The 21,576-nt window shown below is 60.2% G+C and carries 24 protein-coding genes and 1 tRNA gene; 15 read left to right on the top strand and 10 right to left on the bottom strand.

Going from position 1 to position 21,576, the window contains the following annotated elements; genetic code table 11:
• The first annotated feature begins 25 nt into the window (after window positions 1-25).
• The 5 genes from IC232_RS24695 to IC232_RS24715 all read left to right on the top strand — a co-directional run bounded on the left by IC232_RS24695 (window position 26) and on the right by IC232_RS24715 (window position 4,720).
• Window positions 26-1,024 (top strand): TRAP transporter substrate-binding protein, encoded by a 999-nt coding sequence (locus IC232_RS24695; protein ID WP_190847612.1) that lies wholly within the window; start codon window positions 26-28, stop codon window positions 1,022-1,024.
• Window positions 1,025-1,028: 4 nt separating this feature from the next.
• The gene (locus tag IC232_RS24700) at window positions 1,029-1,610 is read left to right on the top strand and encodes a TRAP transporter small permease (RefSeq protein WP_190847613.1); all 582 of its coding nucleotides are present in this window, start codon (window positions 1,029-1,031) and stop codon (window positions 1,608-1,610) included.
• The gene (locus tag IC232_RS24705; protein ID WP_190847614.1) at window positions 1,607-2,866 is read left to right on the top strand and encodes a TRAP transporter large permease; all 1,260 of its coding nucleotides are present in this window, start codon (window positions 1,607-1,609) and stop codon (window positions 2,864-2,866) included. The genes IC232_RS24700 and IC232_RS24705 overlap by 4 nt, the downstream gene beginning before the upstream one ends.
• A gap of 89 nt (window positions 2,867-2,955) precedes the next feature.
• The gene (locus IC232_RS24710) at window positions 2,956-3,843 is read left to right on the top strand and encodes an NAD(P)-dependent oxidoreductase (protein WP_210335491.1); all 888 of its coding nucleotides are present in this window, start codon (window positions 2,956-2,958) and stop codon (window positions 3,841-3,843) included.
• Between the two features lie 289 nt (window positions 3,844-4,132).
• Window positions 4,133-4,720 (top strand): tyrosine-type recombinase/integrase, encoded by a 588-nt coding sequence (locus tag IC232_RS24715; protein WP_246812388.1) that lies wholly within the window; start codon window positions 4,133-4,135, stop codon window positions 4,718-4,720.
• Between the two features lie 306 nt (window positions 4,721-5,026).
• On the opposite strand, the gene IC232_RS24720 is transcribed toward IC232_RS24715, so the two are convergent.
• Together IC232_RS24720 and IC232_RS24725 are read right to left on the bottom strand one after the other, a co-directional pair.
• Window positions 5,027-5,752, bottom strand: a complete 726-nt coding sequence (locus IC232_RS24720) for a gamma-glutamylcyclotransferase (RefSeq protein ID WP_190847616.1) — start codon at window positions 5,750-5,752, stop codon at window positions 5,027-5,029.
• Window positions 5,753-5,793: 41 nt separating this feature from the next.
• Complete coding sequence (locus IC232_RS24725) at window positions 5,794-6,105, bottom strand: EthD family reductase (protein WP_190847617.1); 312 nt, start codon at window positions 6,103-6,105, stop codon at window positions 5,794-5,796.
• Window positions 6,106-6,405: 300 nt separating this feature from the next.
• On the opposite strand from IC232_RS24725, the gene IC232_RS32970 reads away from it, so the two are divergent.
• Window positions 6,406-6,537, top strand: coding sequence for a hypothetical protein (locus IC232_RS32970; RefSeq protein ID WP_281413428.1), 132 nt, complete (start codon window positions 6,406-6,408; stop codon window positions 6,535-6,537).
• Window positions 6,538-6,640: 103 nt separating this feature from the next.
• Window positions 6,641-7,345: a PRC-barrel domain-containing protein gene (locus IC232_RS24730; RefSeq protein ID WP_246812389.1), complete on the top strand. Its 705-nt coding sequence runs from the start codon at window positions 6,641-6,643 to the stop codon at window positions 7,343-7,345.
• A 537-nt stretch (window positions 7,346-7,882) separates the two neighbouring features.
• On the opposite strand, the gene IC232_RS32575 is transcribed toward IC232_RS24730, so the two are convergent.
• Window positions 7,883-8,629, bottom strand: coding sequence for a response regulator transcription factor (locus IC232_RS32575; protein ID WP_190847618.1), 747 nt, complete (start codon window positions 8,627-8,629; stop codon window positions 7,883-7,885).
• An 835-nt stretch (window positions 8,630-9,464) separates the two neighbouring features.
• Window positions 9,465-9,689: a hypothetical protein gene (locus IC232_RS24740; protein WP_190847619.1), complete on the bottom strand. Its 225-nt coding sequence runs from the start codon at window positions 9,687-9,689 to the stop codon at window positions 9,465-9,467.
• A 424-nt stretch (window positions 9,690-10,113) separates the two neighbouring features.
• On the opposite strand from IC232_RS24740, the gene IC232_RS24745 reads away from it, so the two are divergent.
• From IC232_RS24745 to IC232_RS24775, 7 genes are all read left to right on the top strand, one after another.
• On the top strand, window positions 10,114-11,109 hold the full coding sequence (locus tag IC232_RS24745) for a phasin family protein (RefSeq protein ID WP_190847620.1): 996 nt from the start codon (window positions 10,114-10,116) through the stop codon (window positions 11,107-11,109).
• A gap of 375 nt (window positions 11,110-11,484) precedes the next feature.
• Window positions 11,485-13,047: a helix-turn-helix transcriptional regulator gene (locus IC232_RS24750; protein ID WP_190847621.1), complete on the top strand. Its 1,563-nt coding sequence runs from the start codon at window positions 11,485-11,487 to the stop codon at window positions 13,045-13,047.
• Window positions 13,048-13,148: 101 nt separating this feature from the next.
• Window positions 13,149-13,334 (top strand): CsbD family protein, encoded by a 186-nt coding sequence (locus IC232_RS24755; RefSeq protein ID WP_190847622.1) that lies wholly within the window; start codon window positions 13,149-13,151, stop codon window positions 13,332-13,334.
• Between the two features lie 364 nt (window positions 13,335-13,698).
• Entirely contained in the window at window positions 13,699-14,223 is a 525-nt protein-coding gene (locus IC232_RS24760) for a sigma-70 family RNA polymerase sigma factor (protein WP_246812390.1), read from the top strand.
• A gap of 420 nt (window positions 14,224-14,643) precedes the next feature.
• Window positions 14,644-15,198 (top strand): sigma-70 family RNA polymerase sigma factor, encoded by a 555-nt coding sequence (locus IC232_RS24765; protein ID WP_409564965.1) that lies wholly within the window; start codon window positions 14,644-14,646, stop codon window positions 15,196-15,198.
• Window positions 15,199-15,268: 70 nt separating this feature from the next.
• Window positions 15,269-15,619, top strand: a complete 351-nt coding sequence (locus IC232_RS24770) for a hypothetical protein (protein WP_190847625.1) — start codon at window positions 15,269-15,271, stop codon at window positions 15,617-15,619.
• A complete protein-coding gene (locus tag IC232_RS24775) occupies window positions 15,616-16,380 on the top strand; it encodes an IS6 family transposase (RefSeq protein ID WP_246812391.1) in 765 nt (254 codons plus the stop codon). Before IC232_RS24770 ends, IC232_RS24775 begins: the two co-directional genes overlap by 4 nt.
• Before the next feature lie 456 nt (window positions 16,381-16,836).
• Here the strand turns inward: IC232_RS24775 and IC232_RS24780 are convergent, their stop codons facing one another.
• The 5 genes from IC232_RS24780 to IC232_RS24800 form a co-directional block, all read right to left on the bottom strand.
• Window positions 16,837-17,088, bottom strand: coding sequence for a DUF6894 family protein (locus IC232_RS24780; protein WP_190847626.1), 252 nt, complete (start codon window positions 17,086-17,088; stop codon window positions 16,837-16,839).
• Window positions 17,089-17,124: 36 nt separating this feature from the next.
• On the bottom strand, window positions 17,125-17,349 hold the full coding sequence (locus IC232_RS24785) for a hypothetical protein (protein ID WP_190847627.1): 225 nt from the start codon (window positions 17,347-17,349) through the stop codon (window positions 17,125-17,127).
• Window positions 17,350-18,103: 754 nt separating this feature from the next.
• Window positions 18,104-18,454 carry a hypothetical protein gene (locus IC232_RS24790; RefSeq protein WP_190847628.1) on the bottom strand — a complete coding sequence of 117 codons (351 nt, stop codon included), beginning with the start codon at window positions 18,452-18,454 and terminating at the stop codon, window positions 18,104-18,106.
• Window positions 18,455-19,204: 750 nt separating this feature from the next.
• Window positions 19,205-19,453, bottom strand: coding sequence for a hypothetical protein (locus IC232_RS24795; protein ID WP_190847629.1), 249 nt, complete (start codon window positions 19,451-19,453; stop codon window positions 19,205-19,207).
• Window positions 19,454-19,716: 263 nt separating this feature from the next.
• Window positions 19,717-20,208 (bottom strand): hypothetical protein, encoded by a 492-nt coding sequence (locus IC232_RS24800; RefSeq protein WP_190847630.1) that lies wholly within the window; start codon window positions 20,206-20,208, stop codon window positions 19,717-19,719.
• A gap of 239 nt (window positions 20,209-20,447) precedes the next feature.
• Here IC232_RS24800 and IC232_RS24805 point away from each other — a divergent pair, with 239 nt between their 5' ends.
• Window positions 20,448-20,627, top strand: coding sequence for a hypothetical protein (locus IC232_RS24805; RefSeq protein ID WP_190847631.1), 180 nt, complete (start codon window positions 20,448-20,450; stop codon window positions 20,625-20,627).
• 644 nt (window positions 20,628-21,271) lie between these two features.
• Here IC232_RS24805 and IC232_RS24810 read toward each other — a convergent pair.
• Window positions 21,272-21,355: transfer RNA gene (locus tag IC232_RS24810), tRNA-Glu, on the bottom strand.
• Between the last annotated feature and the right edge of the window lie 221 nt (window positions 21,356-21,576).

Genomic DNA, 21,576 nt, shown 5'->3' on the forward strand with positions numbered 1-21,576 from the left:
GGCATCATCCAGAAGGAAAACGCTTATGAAGACCACGATTTCACGCCGTACCCTCCTTGCCGGTGCCATCTCGGCTCCGGCCATCCTCACGCTGACCCGTGGCGCGAGTGCCGCCACCAACCTCACGCTGGGCCACAACGCGGCTCCCGGCAACCCGCGCAGCATCGCGACCGAGCGCTTCGGCGAGTTGGTCAAGGAAAGGTCCGGCGGCAACATCAGCGTCCGCGTCGCCGGGTCCGAGCAGCTCGGCAACGAGCAATCTCTGCTCACAAGCCTTCGAACCGGCGCCGTCAGCATGACGGTCAACAGCCAGGGCTCCACATCGGCGCTCATACCGGAACTCGCTGCACTCGGTCTGCCCTTCCTATTCGCAGACAGCGCGGCTGCCTTCAGGGTGCTCGAGGGTCCGATCGGCGAGGAACTCGCCCAGCGCTTCGCCAAGGTCCAGATGGTGCCTCTCGGCTGGTGGGACAACGGCATTCGCCATATCACGAATAGCAAGCGGCCGATCGTGAAGCCTGCTGATCTGAAAGGCCTCAAGATCCGCACGCCGCCCGACCCGATGACGATCGACATCTTCCAGGCGCTCGGCGCCGGAACCGAGCAGATCAGCTTCGGCGAGCTCTACATTGCGCTCCAGCAGGGCGTGGTCGACGGTCAGGAGAACCCGCTCACCAACATCGCAAGCTCGAAGCTTTTCGAGGTGAACAAGTTCATCAGCCTGTCGGGACACAAGTGGGAAAGCTCACCCTTCCTGATGTCGCAGATCACCTGGACCCGCCTGCCCGCGCCGGAGAGAGAGATCATCAAGACCGCGGCCAAGGAAGCAGGCGACCTGCAACGCAAGCTGTTTGCCGAGAACGAGGCGAAGTTCAACACCCAGTTCAGGGCCGATCCGAACCTGGCGGTCAACGAGGTCGACAAGCCCGCGTTCCGGGAGGCCTCGGCCAAGGTCGTCGACACCTGGCGCGGGAAGCCCTTCGGCGACTTCGTCGACAAGCTGGTCAAAGCTGCTCAGGTCTGATGCCATGACCCGCGTCTCCCCCCTGCCTCATCACGAGGAACCAGCACCGGCCATGGGGGGCGGCGCGCTCACCGTGGCCGACATCATCGACCGCACGGTAGGCTTCGTGTGCCGTGCGGTGATCCTGCTGACCGGTCTTGCACTCCTCGTCCTGCTGACAGCCAATGTCGTTGCTCGCTACGTGATGGAGAGCGGCGGATTCCGCTTCTCCCAGGAACTGCCGGAGCGACTCTTCCCCTGGTTCATCATGGCCGGCGTCGCGCTCGCCGTGCAGAAGGGCGGCCACATGGCTGTGGAGTCACTGCTCGCTCGCCTCAACCGCAGCGGCGCACGCGTCCTGCTGCTCGTCGGCTTCGTGATTATCATTGCCTCCTACGCCATTCTTGGCTGGGAGGCCCTCGGGGTCGCCGACATCGTGTCCATTGAGACAAGCCCCGTGCTTGGGCTGTCGAGCAGCTACAGCTACTACGCGCTCGCCCTCGGCTGCCTTGCGGTTATCCTGACCACTTTCGCGCTTGCTCTGCGGGTCTGGAAGCTCGGCCCTGAGGCCATGCCAACCCCCGATCCAGAGGAGACCGGCATATGAGCATCATTCTCGTTGTTGTCTTCACGGTCTTGATGCTGCTGGCGATCCCCGTTGGGCACGCTCTCATCATTGCCGCAGGCGTGACCTTGGCATGGCAGGGCGATCTGCCGCTGATGATTGTCGCGCAGCAGATGTATCAGCAGACGCAATCCTTTCCGATGCTGGCCCTGCCGTTCTTCATGATGGCCGGCAGCCTGATGCTGGGCGGAAAGCTCGGGGAGAAACTCCTGGGCTTCGCCACCAAGGCGATGCAGCGCTGGCGCGGGGGACCTCTCTCGACCACCGTCGTGGCCTCCGTCGTCTTCGGCGGCGTCTCGGGCAGCGCCGTCGCCAATGCCAGCGCCCTCGGGTCGGTGCTCATCCCGTGGCAGAAGCGGCAGGGTTATCCGGCCGGGCTGTGCGCAGCCAACAATGCCACGTCGGCAATCATCGACATCATGATCCCGCCGTCGATCCCGCTCATCCTCTATTCTCTGGTGAGTGGCGTCAGCATCGCCGACCTGTTCACCGCAGGCATCCTGCCCGGTATCCTGCTGGCGGGTGGGCTCATCCTGACGTGCAGCCTCATAGCGCGGCGGCGTGGCATCCACTCGGAGGATCCGGCCGTCAGTCGGATGGAGCTCCTGAAGCTCGCGGTGCTGAGCGGCCCTGCCCTCCTGATGCCGATCCTGATCCTGCTGGGCTTGCGCTTTGGTATCGCCACGCCCACAGAGATCTCGGTGCTGGCGGTCGTCTATGCCCTTGCGCTGAGTGCCTTCTTCTACCGCGACCTGACGTGGAAGCGCTTCTATCACAGCCTGATCGAGTCAGGCATCGCGACCGGCGTCGTCATGCTCGTGATTATGGGCAGCGCCATCGTGGGCTGGATTCTCACGTTCGACGAGGTTCCGATGCGCTTTGCCGAGTGGGTCACAGCCACGATCAGCAACCCGCTTCTGGTCATCCTGGCTATGAACGTCCTGCTCCTGATCGTCGGCATGCCGCTCGATCTTCCGCCGGCGATCCTGCTGCTCGGGCCGATCTTCGTCCCCTTGGCGGCGTCGATTGGCCTGGATCCGGTGCAGCTCGGGATCATCATGGTGCTGAACTTGGGTATCGGTCTTTACACGCCGCCGATCGGAACCACGCTCTTCATTTCCTCATCGATCGCCCGAGCGTCGCTGGCCGACACCACTCGTGAACTCTGGCCCTTCCTCGCCGTCTCCATGCTGGTTCTTCTTGCGATGAGTTACATCCCTGCTCTCACGCTCTATTGAGGCGGGAGGTGTCAGACCGGTCCGGTCGCGGCACCTTTCCCCGAGTTTCGCCTGCCACGAATGACCTGCCGAGGATCGGCAGCAATGGAATGGACGACATGACACGCATCGCTTTCGTCGGCCTCGGCGCCATGGGCCTGCCCATGGCCGGCAATCTCCTGGCGAACGGGTTCGCCGTCACCGGGTACGATCTCAATGCCAAGGCCCTCGACGCCCTCGAAAACGCCGGAGGCAAACGGGCGCTCACGGCCGCCGAGGCCGCGGCCGGGGCGGATGTCCTGATCCTGATGGTGGTGAACGCCGCCCAGGCCGAGGCGGTGCTCTTCGAGGGCGGCGCCCTTGGATCCCTTCGGCCCGATGGCGTGGTGGCGCTCATGGCGACCTGCCCGCCAAGCGCAGTGGAAGCGATCGATGACCGCATCCGCAAGGCCGGGCGCCGTCTGATCGACTCCCCGGTATCGGGAGGAGTTGCGGGTGCCAAGGCGGCAACGCTCACCATCATGGCCGCAGGGCCGAAGAACACGTTCGAGGCCGCGAAACCGGTCTTTGAGGCGCTCGGCGACAAGGTGTTCCACGTCGGCGAGCGCCCTGGGCAAGGGGCTATGGTGAAAACCGTCAACCAGCTCCTCTGCGGCGTGCACATTGCCGTGGTGGCGGAGGCTTTCGCCCTGGCGGCGAAGGTCGGCGTCGATCTCAGGATCCTGCTGGAGATCATGAGCGGGTCGTCCGCTTCGAGCTGGATGCTCAAGGACCGCGGACCGCGCATGCTGGAGACAGAGCCGGAGGTGACGAGCGCGGTCGACATCTTTGTGAAGGATCTCGGCATCGTGCTGGATGCCGGCCGGGACGTGAAGGCAGCACTGCCCTTGGCGGCGGCGGCCCAGCAGATGTTTCTTGCGACCTCGGGGCGCGGAGACGGCAAGGCGGACGACAGTCAGGTCATCCGATCCTACCTTGCCTTGAATGGCATCAAGTAGACTTACATCGGTATTCTTCCTCCATCGAAGAAGCCCATTCTCTTGGGCCTCTGTCATGATGCTCTTCTCCCGCGGAGCGATGTGGAGTTCTCTTATGGGTCACGAGCAGGAGATTGGCGCAAGGTGTGGTACGTCTTGCTCGCCCTGGTAAGCCGACGAAGGCTTTTGGGTATGCTCAGCCTGGGTTCCCTGTCGCCATAAACGGCCAAGTTTCATTGCGGGGGCTTCGTTTCAGGAGCACGGCAATGCAAGACAGTACCGCTGACCATCCCTGCCGAACCACTACACCTTGGAACGGGGCAAGCTGATTGGACCCAAACCGCCTCTCAGGGCGAAGGAGATCTGGTCCATTCGGGTCAGGCTCCAGGTTGCTCATCGTATTCGGGATTTGGCCCTGTTCAACCTCGCTCTCGACAGCAAGCTGCGCGCCTGTGACCTGGTCGCGCTTCGGGTCGACGATGTGGTCCTCAATGGGCGGGTGCGGTCTCGAGCAACCATTATGCAGAGAAAAACCGGCCGGCCCGTTCAGTTCGAGATTACGGAGCAGACCCGGGAGGCTGTGGGGCGCTGGCTGGAGATAAAGGACCTGCATAAGGGCGAGCCGCTGTTTCCGAGTAGAGTCAATCGGCGAAGGCCCATGACGACACGCCAGTACGCTCGCCTGCTAGCGTCCTGGCTTCGCGCAATTGGGCTCGATCCTTCAGCCTATGGCACCCACTCGCTCCGGCGGACCAAAGCCTCAATGATCTACCGAAGGACAGGCAATCTCCGGGCTGTCCAGCTTCTGCTCGGCCACACGAAGATCGAGAGCACGGTTCGGTATCTTGGGATTGACGTCGATGACGCCCTTCTGATTGCGGAGCAGGTTGAAATCTAAACTCTGAGGCGGCCCGTCAACGAGCCGCCTCAGAGTTCACCAAGCATATCGAAGCAACGTTCGGACTTGAGGCTTAAGCAGCCACGAGGCAAACGACCGAGGTGTGCCGATTTCGTTGAAACACTCCCGGGCGCTGCCGGGTCCTTCTATTACTAGCGTCAGAGCACCAGGTCAGGACCAGCATTCTGTATGCCAGCAACGCGAAAACTGGCACTTGCGGACTTTTTCAACAGTATCTGCCACTAGCGGCCCTTCTCCGCAGGTTGACCGTCACAGCTTACACCCTCATTGGACACCCACTTTACCTCATGGAGCCTGGGATGCTGTGAAGCCTGCGGGATCAGGTGTACCGGGCTTGATCCGCTCCGCGACCAGAGCCTGCAAGCGCCAGAGGTTGCGGTCACGGATGCCCTGCTCCTCCAGGTGCGCCACCGTGTTGTGGAGATACTCGGCGCAGGAACCCCAATGGCCGCAGGCCGTCGCCAGCACATCGGCAACCTGCTCCGGCGGCAGCCTGCCCATGTAGAAGCGCGACTGCCGGTTCATCACGAAGGCAATAGCACGTAGTGGCCCTTGCTCTGTTTGGACGACGATCCACCGCGGGACGTTGTTGGGTGGCTTCACGGTAATCTCGCGCCGGACCAGCTTGTCCAACTGCCGTTCCAGACTGTCCGAAGGCAACCTGAAAGCGACGCCCTGGCACATGCCGCCACGGTCGAGGGACATCATCAGCCCAGGTTGCTGTCTGGTGCCGCGGAACCGCTCAATCCGGAAGCAGAACGAACGGTGCCAGCCGCGGGCTGTGCCCCGCCGCACCTCGACGTGCTCCAGCTCGGGTTTCCAGATCAGGGAGCCATATGCGAAGAGCCATGTGTCCGGCCCGCCTGGATGCGAAACGACGAGGCCCTGCACAAGGGCGTCATAGTCCCCATTGGTGTGGTAGGTCCAGGTCGGATCGGGCCCGGGATCCTCCAGAACGCGATGAACCTGTGCCACGTGTTCTGGCGTAAGCGCCATCCGATGAGATCGCATTAGAGCCCCTCCTGCCAGTCGAATGGCCGTTGCTCCATGGGTTAAGCCAGACTCTCGTTGATCTGCACCACGGGCTTCACACTGGTGAAGTTCGGGATGTCGGCAAAGATCTCTTTGCCATGCGCCTTCCCCGCTGCCTGAAAGTCCTGCAAGGAGCGAAAGGTGAGCAAGGCCATTACTTGGTAGGGTGGAGGACTGCCATCGGCTGTGCCAACCCCACGCACCGGTCGCAGGTCTTCAAGACCCATCGGATCCCAACGACTCCGAACCAGCGGAAGATGCGTTTGCAGGTAATAGTCCTGATCGAACGATGAGCCGGGCTCGTTCGGGTACATGACATTGACGAGGACCATCGTTCCCTCCCTATCTACCGAAGCCGTCACGGAGACATAATCCCGACGAGGAGGCTTTGCCTCCTGACTTGGGTTGCTCCAGCTCGTTTGAAGCTCTGCTCCTGGCAACGAAAGAGCAACGGGTCCGGGGCGGCTAAAATGGATGAGCCTAATCCGAGCGTTGTGTCGTGCGGCCCGTAGCCGGATTGGAGCCCGAACACCGTCGGAGGGTTGAAGGATAGGCTCCGAGACAAAGGGCGAGGTCAGTAACCTGCTCCGCCGCGCGACGGCTCTCGCTGCTACCCTCATAGCACCGGTGCTTTGGCTCAGACGGGCGACACGCTGGTCGAGACAGCCGCCGTGCCGTTGCCGCCCGAGAAGCAGATGATGGTCAGGCAGCATGCGCAGCGGCAGAAGCTGTCGGAGGTGCAGACGGGCGACCCTATCACGTGAATAGCCCATCCTGGCACACCAAGATCACCTGAACCATCGCTGGCCCGTCGGGTTAATCAGTAGGGCTTGAGAAGAGCTGATCTATTCTCAGGAGGGAACCTCAATGGTCGACACCTATCGAGCCGCAAGCTCTCAGGACAGGTTTGGCGCTGAACCCCAGTCTTATGGTGGTGAGGCTTCACGCAGGCCAGGCTACCCAACGCATGATCTGGAGGCCCGCACTGGCGCACGCCGGAACATTGACGATGAACTCCGCAGGCGCCGGCGGGCTGAGCTGTTCTTCGAGGACAGCATTGTGCTGCTCAGCATTCTTCTTGGCGGTGCTGTTGGGTACATGACCGCAACGACAGTGCGTCGTACAACGTGGAGTAGCCCTTCAACTCGCAGGTCTTCACAGAGAAGTGGCGGCAGCCACTTTGTCGGCCACCAGAGCCGGTCACGCACCCAGAGCTCGGTTGAGAAGAACGAAACGACAGACCTGATTGCCTCCAACAAGGTCGAAGGCACGGCCGTTTACAACCGTCAGGGCGAGAAGCTTGGGGAAGTCTACAACTTCATGGTCGGCAAACGCTCGGGCGAGGTCGCCTATGCCATCATGAGCTTCGGGGGCTTTCTCGGGATCGGCCAGAAGTATCACCCGCTGCCGTGGAATGCCCTGACGTATGACACGAGCAAGAAGGGCTATGTGATCGATGCCGACAAGGAGCGGCTGATGCGGGCGCCGAACTATGCCGCTGGTGAGGAGCCGTTCGCCCGGCCCGAGTACGGGCAGCAGGTGCGGGATTACTGGTCGTCGGGGCTCACCTGATCTGCATCCTTGTAGATATTTGCAGGCCCCTGCCGCCCGCGAAAGCCACAGGGCCTGCGGTGCCGGTGGGTTTCATTCTACGATGGTTGGCCTGGACCATATGAGCGAGCCTGAGCTGCTTGCCGAGCTCCATCGCGTCGCAGCCGCGTGCGAAAGGCTGAACCAGGAGGTCAGGCATGCTGCGCACTGGCAGCGCTTTAGGAGCGGCGCCCAAGAGGTTGCTCAAGCAGCTAGGGATGAGCAGACGCTTCTGGCCAAGTTGAGCCGACTGATGGACCGCAGACGCGCCGTTGAGGGACATTTGATGCGGGTTCGAGGGCAGCTTCGGCCACTGAACAGGAATGAGTAGGAAGCCCTAGGCGGCGGGGTCTTAGCCCTAAAATTAATGATGTTTAGGCTGCTCTTCATGCAACTGTCGCTGGGAAGGCAGTCACACACCGGTGATCCGGCTCGCCAAGGTCCGCGGGCCGTTTGCCAGGTGAGTGATTGTTGCCGGGACCATCTGGCCCGCTACCTTGTTGTTTGGAATTTACTGCATCACTCCGCTGCGTCCATGATGGCGTCTTGAGAGCGCCCGTTCACATGCTGCTGTGCCCACATGGCGGCTTGGGTCCGGTTAGACACCTTGACCTTCCTCAAGATCGCTTTGACATGAACTTTGACGGTCGCTTCAGCCAGCCCCAGCTCTCGCGCAATTACCTTGTTCGCGGCGCCTTGGGTGATGAGATGCAGGATCTGGGCTTCGCGGCTGGACAAGCTCTTCCCGCTAAGACCATCTTTGGTTGGCACAGCGGCAGCCGGTACTCCGTAGCTTCGGGGCTGTGCATTCAGCAGAGCCAAGCCCACCTCTGCGGGGACAAACCTTTCCCCGAGCACAACCAGCTCAAGAGCCAGGATGAGAGCTTCATGGCTCATTGTGGTTGGGCACAGTCCATCGAGACCCGCTTGGAAGGCTTGGATGACAGCAGCGGGATCCAAATGGTCGCTCAGGAGAGCCGTCCGGGCATAAGGCCATCGCATCTTGAGGCGGTTGACGATCCCGCACACGTCGTCCGCAGCTTGGTCAGTGTAGATCAAGCAGAGAGCAGACGGCGCTGCGGTCTGTTCATCGGCCTCTGCCGAGATGACGAACCGGGTACCTAAAAGGATGCGCTCGATGCCGCTGCGGATGAGGTTGTTCTGACAGACCAGAACGGTCGCGACATGAGAGGCGGCCTGTTGGGCGAGCGGGCGGGCGTGCTCGCGAGAAACAGCATCCTGGATCATGGATTGTGCATCCCTCATGGTGCTCACCATTGTAAGGTTGAGAATACCGGCCCCGCCTGCCTGCAAGGCTCAGCCAAGGAGCCTCCGGAATGCGAAGCCATACTCTGGGGAAAGCTTGTGGCACCTGAACCTAGCTTGGCAATAATCGGTCTAATGACTCCCATGCCCCAACAAAGCGGCCGGGCTATAGAGATCTGCCTGGGAGTATTGCACATTGGCCTCATCGGCACCTCTGCTCGATGGGGGTCCCTGAGCGAACCATTGCCAGCAAGGAGGCACATTTCCTCTCAGATGCTCGCCAGCAGGAGGCCTGCTCCGATGAAGGAGCTGACGGAGGCGACAAAGAGGAGCGCTGCGCACGGTAGCGAAGGGTCCGTGCCTGGGATGTTTGCAGAATCGGGCGCCGGTGTTTGAGGCACTTCTGTTACGGAGGGGCGGTTCATGGCTGACACTGCCTCGTCGGTTGACGTCACATGAATGACAAACGAAGACAGCCACGAGCTTATTCCTTCACGAAATATATACGGACGTTTCAGGCGCACCGAGATCGCCCACACTGGCTCATCCAACGATGAGGGCGACCCTCGCAGGAGCGATGGGCAGACGATTCTACGACGGCTGATGGTTGATGTTGGCGGGATTGATGACGAGGAATGTTCGAAATTGGCACATCTCGGAAGAAGCGCCTTTATCTGTTCCTACGCGCTGAGCGGATCTTCATTTCACTTGTAGTTAGTTACTGTTTGACCCGATGCAGACCTCGGCGCAGGATCTTTGTTGGAGACATTTGACGTCCAGCCACCAGCCTAGTTCATCTTGCCCGCAGCACTGGGGGGCGGCCCAGGCGGATGGATTAGCGTCGCCGTACACGCCGCCGTTGGTTGTCGCCCTGGACCTCGTCCACGACGCCGCCGGGTGCGCCAGCCACCGCGCCAGCCCCAGCGCCAACCACCGCTCCGACTGGTCCGCCCACCACCGCTCCGGCAGTGGCACCGACTGCCGTGCTGGTGCCCTGTTGTCGGGTGGCGCAGGCCCCGGCCAGGAGACACAGGGCTGCAACGAGCGCGAGCTTTTGCATAGATTTCCTCCATGTGGTCTGAGTGACGACCATTGGGACAACTCAGCCAGAACTGGACAGTGCGAGGGTCGGACCGGCACATCTGTAATGGGTCGGGCACCGCCACAGGCTCGAAGGATAGGTGTCGCGATGAGCCCGCGCGGTGTTGTCCGCGGTGCGGGCCAGGATATCTCGGAACCTCTGGCACCATTGCCGCTTAACCTGGATCAACAAGATCAAGAATAGGTCGCCTCGCGCGGCCGAACTTAGGGACGAGCGCCCTCGAACATCAGTCTCAGACGAGTAAACGCCTGCCAAGCACGGGTAACTGCCTGATCGCTTCAGTGTCATGCGTAAATGCTTTGGTGCAAGCGATATGACTGTGTCACACGCTTTGGGCCAAGCTGAAGCTCGGGCCCTTCAACTCGACAGATTGTGAGGGACAATGACGACCAACAGACGATATACCCAAGCCCCGCCAGACAAGGCGAACGAGCTCTTCGACAGGCTGCTCGCCACGTCCGACAATGCGGTCAAAACCCGTGAGCGGCTCCTCGCCGACCTGAAGGAAGAGCTGGAGCTTCTCGCCTCCTTGCAGGAGGAACACCTGTTTCCTGTGCTGACCCGGCATGGGATGCAGGATCTCGTGTGGGAGGCCACCACCGACAACCAGCAAACGGCTGCTCTCCTGGGTGAGCTGGAGCGCATGCCGAAGAACAGCGCTGAGTTCTTCGACAAGGTGACGGAGCTCAGACGAGCCTTCCAGCAGCATATCCGAGATGACCGCAAGGAACTGCTTCCCGCGGTGCTCAAGGTGCTGAGCGACGAGGAGGCCAACGCTATAGCCGAGACAGTGGAGGATGAAATGGCCAACATTGATGAAATGAAGCGAACTGAGGCTCGACGGGCCCGTGAGCAGGGTGAAGCGGTGCAGCGGGTCACCGAGGATGTGGCCGACACATTGCGCGCAGGTGTCGAAAGTGCTCAGACCATGGCTCAGGCCATGCAGGAGGCGGTGACCAACAGCTTCAGCGCCTTCTCGGAGCTGGCCCGCCGCTCCACGGGGCAGACGCTGCCGTTGGCAAGCCGGCCAGAGGGTGAGGTCCAAGGGATGACCGAGGAGGCGGCGCACAACCTACGAGCTGTGGCCCAGTCCGGCACGGCCTTGGCCCGTGGGCTCCAGGAGGTGTCGCGCGAAGTAGTCTCCCGCAGCCAGCAGCGCCTGCAACGCAACCTCGACGGCTTACAGGCTCTGGCCCGCTGCCGCTCGATGACGGACTTCCTCGAGGTGCAGAGCTCGCTGCTGCGCGACAACTTGGAACAGACGGTCGAGAACAGCCGGCGCCTCGCCGAGCTCACGCTTCAGATGACCGATGAGGCTACCAAAACCGTGACCGTGCAGGGTGAGAAAACCGCCCAGCGTTTCAACCGCGCGGCCTGAGCCTCACGCTGGGCTTTGACAGCCAAGCTCCCGGCTTTCGGGCCGGGAGCCCTGCCATCACAAACATGCCGGCGCTCCATCGTTTTATGTGGTTAGATTCCCATGGATAAGCTCGACCTGCCATTCGAACTGTGTCGCGCTTCCAGGGATCCGCGTTCCGGCACCCCAAGATCGTCGAGCATGTGTCCAGCAGCGCTGGCAACTCACGACCGTGCTGCGTGAAACCCGCTGCGCTGGGTCCCGTTGAACCTGGAGACATGGAAGCGCAAAGCGGGCCATCCCATGACAAAGGCTGGTGCACGCACAGGTCACGTTGATCTCCGCCACTCGAAGAAGGCACGTGCGACCAGTGCCGCTGATCGAGGCCATCGGACAATGGAGAACGGGTCGAGCGATCAAGCGCCGGACCGTTCGCAACTGGAGCAGATCATTGCCGGCCTGAGCGAAGGCGTGATCCTGGTCGAGCCGGATCAGACCATCACCTATGCCAACGAAGCCGCGCTTGAGATGCACGGGGTCACCACCCTCGATGAGCTCGGCCGCAACGTTGACGAGTACCGCAAGAACTTCGTGCTACGCCATCACAGCAGCGATCTCCTCAACCACGGCCGTTATCCCATCGACCGCGTTGTGGCTGGCGAGGCTTTTGAGGACGTGGTGGTCGTAGTGGCGCACCAATCCAACCAAGACCGGGACCGGACCCATCGCATCCGCAGCCTCGTCATCACCGATCATGGCGGCAATCCCGATTGTCTCGTGCTCATCGTTCATGACATCAGCGGACAGATTGAGGCCGAGCACCGCTTCGAGCGAGCCTTCGCGGCCAACCCGGCCCCTGCCGCCATTTGCCGTCTCACGGATTTGCGCTTCGTCAAGGTGAACGACGGCTTCCTGGAGCTCACCGGCTACAAACGCGAGGATGTATTGGGCCGGACCGTGTACGAGATTGATGTGCTGGAGCGCGCCGAGCGCCGCAGCCTCGCGCTTGAGCGGCTGCGGGCGGGCGAGACCGTCCCGCAGATGGAAGCCTGCCTCACCGTGCCCAGTGATCGCGGGGGACGGCAGGTGGTTGTAGCCGGCCAGCCGATCGAGGTTGGCGAAGTGCCTTGCATGCTGTTCACCTTCGCCGACCTGGAGCCGCGCAGGAAGGCTGAGGCGGCGCTGCGCCAGTCCGAGGAGCGCTTTGCCAAAGCCTTCTGCCTAGCTCCTGTGCCCACCACCATCAGCACCGCCGATGATCATCGGCTGATTGAAGTCAATGAAGCCTTCTCACGAGTGCTGGGCTACCGTGCTCAAGACGTGGTTGGCTACTCTGCGGGTGACATCGGCCTCTGGGTCAACGACGAGGAATGTTGCCGCTTCGAAGCCGATCTTGCCAAGGTCGGTGTCGTCAGGGACTTCGAGGCTTGCCTGCGGGCAAAGGGCGGCGAAGAGCTCGAGTGCCTGATATCAGCCGAGGCCATCATGCTGAGCGAGCGCAAGTGCATCCTGTGCTCGTTCCAGGATATCACCGCCCGCCGGCGTTCGGAGGAGGAACTCGTCAGGGCCATCGAGGCGGTGATGGCGGACGCATCCTGGTTCAGCCGCGGCGTGGTCGAGAAGCTTGCCGCCTTGCGCCACCCGCCCCGGCCCGGCCAGTCACCGGCACAAGTCGCCGCCAGTGTGGCTGATTTGACGCCGCGAGAGCGCGAGGTGCTTACCCTTGTCTGCCAGGGCAAGAGCGACCCTGAGATCGGAACGGAGCTCAAGCTCGCCCGCAATACGGTGCGCAACCACGTCGCGTCCCTATACCAGAAGCTTGGGGTCAACCGGCGCAGCGCTCTGATCGTGTGGGCGCGCGAGCGCGGCATCGGGGCTGAAGGTATCGTGGCCAAGCTCCCGAAGGCGCCAAAAAGAGGTGCAGGAAAACCGGGTCGGCTAGTGCAGAAAAACCAATAGAAAAATCGATGAACTTTAGTGATTTGAATGGGTTAGGAGCTGTGATAACACCGTCAGCGGACTGGTTGTCACGGGCACATCATCCTACCCCGGAGGCTACTATGGACAAGGATCGGGTTGCAGGCAGCGCGAAGCAGGCCAAAGGCACCGTCAAGGAAGCCATCGGCAAGGTCACAGGCGACAGCAAAACCCAGGCCGATGGGGCTGCCGAGAAGACGGCAGGCCAGGCGCAGAATGCCGTTGGCGGCATCAAGGACACGATGCGCGACGCCACCAAGCCCCGCTGACCAAGATCTGCTGTCACCGGCAGAAGCGGCGCAGCTCGGCTAACACCATACCCACTTGGTGACATCGAGATCATGAAGACCAAACCTCGCGGGCTGCCCGCGGGCATAGGCAGCAGCGCGCGCTAATCTCTGGAGTGTGACCATGGTTAGGCTGTCAAAGCTGAAGACTGATCCAGGGCATGGACGACACCCTCCTCGACAGCAGATGGGTCCGTTGGTCTGCGCTGTCCTGGACAGCAGCGTACAAGCTCACCTCGGCCAACACCTTCGAGCCTGCTATAGCGATCCTGCCGAGGAGAAACTCCCGCCCAACCTCGCCCGGCTTCTTGATCGAGTTGCACAGGTTATCCGTGCCCGCACTGAGTTGGTCGACCAAGCATTCGTCGACGAAATCCTGGCCAGTGTGACGTCGCTGCGGGCTTTCGCAATCTCACTGACGCGGGATGCCCTTCAGGCCGATGACCTAGTGCAGGAGACGGTGCTGAGAGCCATCAGTAAGCGGGAGCAGTTTGTGGCCGGCACGAACCTTCAGGCCTGGCTCTTCACCATCCTGCGCAACCAGTTCTGTTCGGACCACCGCAAGTCGCTGCGCGAGATCGAGGATGCGGACGGATCCTATGCAGCAAGCATGATCGCCCTGCCGGACCAAGAGGACAGGATCATGATTCATGATCTCGAGGCAGCCCTCCAGAAGCTGCCAGAGGGTCAGCGTGAGGCGATCCTGCTCGTGGGTGCGGACGGGCTGTCTTATGAGGAAGCAGCCCAAGCACTCGGTTGTGCTGTCGGAACCGTCAAGAGCCGGGTCAACCGCGCTCGTAATTGTCTGGCCGAGTTCATGAGGCTCGCCGGCGAGGATGGCCTTGCCAGATCCCATATTTCGGAACTGTGAGGGATGCTATGCACAGGAGAAGATGGCAATGCTCAAGGACGTTGAGAAGAGCACCGAAACCGTCTCCGCTTTCGAGCGTCGCACCACAGTTGGCGTGGAGGATGGACGCGGCACCAGTGTGATGGGCACAGGCATAACAAGCCCGTTAGTAGGGAGTGATTTTCACCGAGTGGAGAGAGTGGCTCGGCGCCGAACACGCCGTGGTTCGGCAGGGGAACAACCATCATGAGACCGTCGGATCTTACTCCAACGATGCGGCTTGACCGAGCCTCTCTTGCTCGACGCTTGGAACTGCCAGTCTCGGCTGCCCTCAAGACCGGCAGAATGGACAATGATGCTCAGCAACTCCGTGCTTCGTATGACAAGCCTGCCGACGACAAGCGTATCGAGCCGCAGCACCGGCTTATCCACCCTGATCTTATACCGATCGGCGAAGCCTTCATCGAAGGAATCGTGACGAACGTTCCTTCGCTTCGCTGTTTTGCAATCTCGCTCGCGCGGAGTGCCGATCAGGCGGAGGACCTCGTGCAGGAGACGGTACTCAGAGCCATCAGCAAGCAGGAGTTGTTCCAACCCGGCACGAACCTCCAGGCGTGGCTCTTCGCGATCCTGCGCAATCTGTTCTGCTCGGCCTGCCGCAGAAGCAAGCGTGAGGTGGAGGATGCAGATGGATCCTATGCCGCAACGCTGATCTCCATCCCAGATCAGGATGACAGGCTCATGCTGAAGGATCTTGCAGCCGCACTGGCGAAGCTGCCCGAGGGGCAGCGCAAAGCGATCCTGCTCGTGGGCGCAGAAGGCATGAGCTACGAAGCAGCGGCTCAAACCCTAGGCTGTGCGATCGGCACGATCCAGAGCCGTGTGAACCGAGCCCGGAACCATCTGGCCGAACTGACGAGTCTCGAGTGGAGAGAACAGTGTCGCCGAGGGGCAACTAAGGCAAAAATGTCCGCTGAAAGACCAGCATTGGGTTAGCGTCAGTCCACCAGCCGAGACCATGTGTGGAGCGATTGGAAAGGCACAACAGTGGTGTTTGGAGCAATTCGTGTTAGTCTTTCCGTCCCTTTGTAGGAGGGAGATCCTGGATACCGAGCAGTTCGGCCAGGTCGATGCCGAGGCCATGTCCGTCTACCGCCGCGCGTTGGGGTACTTCGCGGCCGACCGGGTTTGGATCGCCGCCCTCGTTGCTCTGATCGGCGTGTCCATCTGCGTGGGTCTGCTTGAGACATGGCCGCTGGCGGTCCTGATTGACAGCGTCCTGACGGGCCAGCCCAAAGGTGATTGGGTGCACGCCCTCTTCCTGTCGATCCTGCCCGCCGACAAGGCGGGGCAGGTGGTTGGGTGTTGTCACGGTAACTTGGCGTCAGGATATCCTACGGTAGGCCGAGCGGCATGAACCTGCCGGCTGTCAGCTACAAGCGCCACCGCTTTCCACCTCAGATCATCGCTCATGCTGTCTGGTTGTACTTCCGCTTCCCGCTGAGCTTGCGCTTGGTCGAGGAAATGCTGCTTGAGCGGGGTATCGTCGTCTCCTACGAGACTGTGCGGCGCTGGGCGATGAAGTTCGGGCCATCTTACGCAGGCCGTCTCAGGCGCAAGACGTCAAGCCCTCGTGACATCTGGCACTTGGACGAGGTCGTGATCAGCATTGCCGGTCAGCAGCACTGGCTGTGGCGTGCCGTCGATCAGGATGGATACGTCCTCGACGAGATCGTCCAGACGCGGCGCGACACCAAGGCGGCCAAACGCTTGCTGAGGCGTCTGTTGAAGAGGCAGGGCTGCCCACCGCAACGGATGATCACGGATAAGCTCGGCTCCTATGCGGCCGCCCGACGACCGATCATGCCGCGGATCGAGCATCGTTCACACAAGGGGCTGAATAACCGGGCCGAGAACTCGCATGTTCCGTTGCGAAAGCGGGAGAGAATGATGCAGGGCTTTCGGTCTGTGGGAGGCCTGCAGCAGTACGTCAGTGTGTTCTCCGCTGTGCGCAACCTCTTCGTTCCGCCCCGCACTCGCCGCTCCGCCCTTGCCACCCACCTTCACCGCCTCACCGCCTCACCGCCATGGCGGAATGGCAAGGCGCGGCCAACCTCGCTGCCTGAGTGGCTCGAGCGGCGAAATCTGATTCAAGGCGTCCGGTTTTGGTTAAAGTGACATCGCCATGAGTGGGATCTGCCGCCCAAGCCAAAGGGCATGCGTTGGGCGACCCATCGCTCGTAGGTCGCCAAGTACGATGCGGCCGAGGAGATGCTCAATGGGCAACTCGCCCTGACAGCGGCACGTCTGATGAAGCGCTTATGACATTCGTTTAGCGTTAGTCGAGCCAAGGCTGAAACAGCGGATTGGTAATCTGCAACTGTCGTACGATTCCTTGGTGTGGAACACTCCTTTACTCAAGGAAAGCTTGGATTTGCTGCTTGGCGTCCTCCCATGATATTCCATGCTGATAGCAGCACTCCAAATATTTCAGTGCTCGCTCACGATTGAGCTCAGGAACAGCCAGGGGCGCCTGCTCATCCAGAAAACACTGTCCTACAAAATCCTCGCGCGTCATCGGGGATCCCACTGGCCGTCAGACCGGCGCATCCGTTCCCCTGTGCCAGTGATAGGTTAGGACAGCAGCGACACGCCTGATGAGGGTCGTTGCGATATGGGCATGGTAAAGATGTTCTGCTTATCTTCATTCAGAACCACAAAGTGATAGTTTCCTGAGGGGCTCGAGAAGATAGGGTCGAGAGCGACAAACCCATTGCTCATTCGCGCGAACTGACGAGCAGCCTCATCATTTGGGCAATCATAGCCCGCGTCATCGTGGGAAATGAGGTGTTTTCCTTGATAAAGGTTGAAGTAGTACCGGGGCATAAGCCATTCCTCCTCCAGAAGTGAAAGCTAGGACCTTCATGTCTCATCCACCCTCGCCTCGGGCTGAGGGGAGTTCTCAAGGAATGCTTTTCGATTCAATCGCTCAGCAAGAGCTTGCAGATGTTCCGGGATCGGCTCCTTCACCATATGCTGATACAGGCTCTGGATTGAATGTCCGAGGATGAAATTGACCTGCTGTTGCTGGAAGGTCAGGCCGTTTAGCACAGACCCAGCACGGTCGCGATTACCGTTCGGCAGCATGGATGTCCCTCACTGAGCAATCCGATGAGCACTAAGCAGCACATGTCAGCCGTAACTCACGAACCCGTGAACTGGTTTCAGCGTAGCTGTAGTTGGTTCTTCGCCTTGCATTTGAGCTAATTGCTTCGGCTAAGTCGCATCCTCGCTTAGTGGGCCTAGGCTTGGAACCTGAGCGCTTAAGCAGCGTTACGCCGGAGTTGCGTAGCGTATGCGTTCCCCGCCGCTTCCTGAGGAACACACTATGCTGAAACAGCCTATTACTGGCTTCGCCAGACGTGTCGATGACACAGTCGCTCGTGCAATGACCATCCTGCAACACAAACAGGACCTCACCAACAAGCCTGAGGACCGCCCTCTACCCAGCCGTCGAAAGCCCTAGGGTATCCAATACCCTCTCGTGCGGCTGGAAGCGTGCGGGCGGTGCATTGAGACGCTGCCATGCGACTGGGCTGGGCTGGGCTTCCGCACGATGTATGTGGGAGTTGGGTTCAGGTAGCCTCACGCGGGCCAACTGCCCCGCAGCTTGGAGGTAAGCAGATGTTAGTCTGGGCTGCTCTTCCAATTCTGGTCTTTGCTGTCCTCGCGAGTGGACCCTTTCGCGACAGCATTCCAGCTGCTGTCGAGCCGTTCGCTCAGTTGGCTGTCGTACTCAGTGCCTTTGTTCTGGTCTGCGCAGTTGAAGCTGGAGGACAAAACCAGGACAAGAGAAAGTAGGCCGGCTCGGCCCACCAGCTGAACCAGCTCACCGGTCCTCTTACGGCTCTAGAAGGGTGGGTGCGATTGGGCTGCCTTCAATGATGTCTGACCGCGCCTCACTGGCTGTGGTGGTAGGCACGGCAAGACGCTGAAGGAGGGGCAATGCGAGGATGCCAGCGACAAGGGCTAAGGCTGCAAAGACGTGACCGGTCAGCCCGGAGGCAGCCCTTCTAGAATAAAGAGAGGGTGTGCTTCCCCTTTGGCTGAATGGCTCAACTGTGAACTCGATGCGGCGGTGAAGATCGTTGTCGTTCTCTGCGCCGTCGGACTGCCGAGGGCTCATGGCGACCATCGGCAGCAGTCCGCTCAAGAACATTCTTGCCGAGCAGTAGGAAAGGAGGGTTTTCATCGCGTGGCCTCCCTGAAGGTGAGCCAAGAATATCCGCCTATCCTGTAGGTACGATGTGTGCTTGGACACACCAAAGCGACGAATAGGGATCTCTGTCACTTACGATGCAACGAAAAACCTCTAGCGGCTCTCCTCACGGATCTCCCCGAACTTGTTTCGGCGGCAATCAATTACTTTCGGTGTCGGTGAGGGAGGCACAATCCGTTTCGGAGGATTATAGGTACCCCAAGGGTTTATACTTAGCTGGAACAAGAATCCGCTCATAAGCCGCCTTGGATTAGCCCTGTTCTGCTCGCCGGAATAAAACCAGTCGAAGACACGTGGCTGAATTCGCGGGATGGCACATGCCCTCAGATGAGCCTTTTCCTCTTGAAGCCGTACCCTCGCGAGTGAGATATGCACTGTTGCTTGAGTTCAAAGGGCGCTGTCCCAGCCTCCGAGAAGTGGATCAAATCCCGGATAAGCACTGGCTGACGTTGCCGGGTATGGGGACAACCTCCCTGGAAATGGTCCGAAGCATCATCCAAGCGCAGGCGCCGCAGACACCCAGTCACGCTGCTACACACAACCTATCAGATGCCGAGTTGCTGAGGCGCCTTGAACAAATGCAAGAGGACTTGCGCTGGCTGAGGGCCTTTACACGGCGGAGACTACATGGCCAGCAGCGCGAGCAAGCGTCGCGAAATGATATTAACAACCCAGGCCAGCAGTCAGATAGGTCCAAAGCTCCAAACCGTCGGCGCGAGGAGGCTACGTCCTCTGAGGGTTCGCAACTGACACGGCGTTAGACGCCCCTCTCGGATCTCCCTTCCGCTTTCCTGCTGTGGCTTCCTCCAAGGCGAGTAGAAGTACGCCGATGTCCTTGCCCAGCAGATTAACGGCATTGCGGGCATATTCCCGGAAGCGTTCCTTAGAGGCGGAAGACTCACCATCCCACGAGAATTCTGTGTGCTCAGCTTTCTGGATGGCCCGCGCCACCAGCTCGACTTTGTGCTGCATCTTTACCTCCGGCTTAGGCCTTGGATCGATGCTCTCGATGGCTGCCGAGTTTGGGGGCGCTCATATAGCGACCCTGCATCTGAATCGACAATGAACGGTCAGTAAACGGGGACGGCAGTTAGACTATTCCTTCACGAGATTGAGATGAGTGTTTCGGGATTGCCCGATGAGGTTCTAGGGGGTGCAGCCAGTGGCTGCGACGGGAATGATAAAGCGGCTTTGGCCAAGAAATTTCGATTCAGAAATCATCAGCTCAGCGTTGCCTATCGCTTAGGCATGGCGCAACCGAGTGACTTTGAGAGGCGAGCGATGACTTGGTCGTAAAGTGCCTTTCGCTGTGCGGGGTACTCGATATGAACTTCATGGGCTGCACCGCAGCCCTCAAAGACTTTCCTGTAGACGACAGTTGATCCCTTCGGTCCGGAAAGCACGAGCCAGTTCTTCCCTTCCGCCTTGTAGGTCACGCGGTCCAACTCCGCGTGTTCGAGCACCCACTCTTTGTATTCCTGGAACGTATCTGTCACGACAGAAGGGGCATAGCTTGCTGAGATCCACAGTCTTGCCCCGTCAGCAGATTTAAACTCTCGGCCATCGCCGTTGGTCGGTGGCGGTTCGACAAGCTTGAACAGGTAGCGTGGGATCTCCACGGCGGTCCCAAACCGTTCATTCGTGTAACCCTCCCATCCCTTGCTCAGAGGTGCCCATGTGTCGTCAGCAAGGGCTGGGCTTTTGGCAACAGAACCGGCGGCAAGCATCAGGACTGCAATGCAAAACGGGATAGGGTAATGGCTCAAGGGTTTCATTGACTAGCAGGCCCGCGTTCCAGAGCCGTCTCATGCGGCACCTAGCGACTTAACTCCACTAATAAGGCGCGCTTCGGAAGCCTCTTATCCACACAGTTCATAGACCTGCTTGCAGGGGAGGAACCTCTCTCGACAGCTCTGCTTATCTGAGTAGATGTTCGCTTTATGTTCTATTCAGGTGTACCACGAGGATGAGCAGAACCAAGCTGACGGTGGAGCAGGTGCTTGAGGCGCGGCTGCGCTATGCCTCTGGCGAGCGGGAGTACAGCAAGCTCGCTCGTGAGTTCGGCGTGAGCCGAGAGGCCGTCCGTAGTGCAGCCGAGGGGCTGACCTTCAAGTACCTGCCCATGCCACCCAAGAGGCGCAGGTGAGCCCCCCTCGCAATCCGCGACGCGCCTATGATGCGGACGGCAACGAGATCCCTCCCGTCACCGTCGGACGGAGCCTCGCCGATGGGTACAGGACCGTGATGGCCTATTGCGAAGCGCACAACTGCAGTCACGGCGCTGAGGTGCCGCTGAAGGGTTGGCCTCCTGACCTTCCAGTGCCCGACATGGCCTTGAGGCTGCGGTGCTCACAGTGCGGAGGGCGGCGGATCCGAATGATGGTCAATGTAAAGGAACTCTACGCGAGGGCTCACGGGGCTGGCAGCACCGGCAGATAAGCCTCTCTGCGACGGGCTCTGTTAGGGACGCGTTTACCTTTCGGGCGCAGCGTCATGCTTGTGCCTCGTTGGCACGGTCGTTCTCCCTGAATGGTCGCTACAGCGGCCCACCTAGAGCGCCAGCAGAATGGGCGCTCTTTCTTTGCGGGATGCTTATATCGCCAAAGTCTTCCCGAGCGGCGCTGGCAGGCCAAGAACGGATCTCAATTTCGAGCATCGACTTGCGATACGCACTGGATAGAGCGCTCAAATTTCTTGAGCACTCAGGCGTCCTCAGCAACGCTTATTGGGCAGGAGTTGGGCATAGAACCCGCGACTAAGCTAGGCAATCAGCTAAGTCCTTGAAACCTTTGGCGCTCCCTAGGGGACTCGAACCCCTGTTTTCGCCGTGAGAGGGCGATCTTTACAATTTGCTACCTCACTCCAACTTCGAGCAGATGCCGAGGTAAAGGCAATTTGGGTACATCAGAGTCAGACTGGCCGAAAAGTCCACGAACATCGAAACAGCATCTGGTGCTTACTATGCGATTACTGGATTTAAAGCGTGCGACCTGCCGGAGGGTCGCACTCGATCTAAGTGATTGTGTGCGTCAAGTTCTGCAAAGCGGGGCGGCCGAGCAGGCTGGCTAAGCGGCTTCGCGGAGTTGATCCTTCTT

Source organism: Microvirga sp., from assembly GCF_014699075.1.
Classification (GTDB): Bacteria; Pseudomonadota; Alphaproteobacteria; order Rhizobiales; family Beijerinckiaceae; genus Microvirga.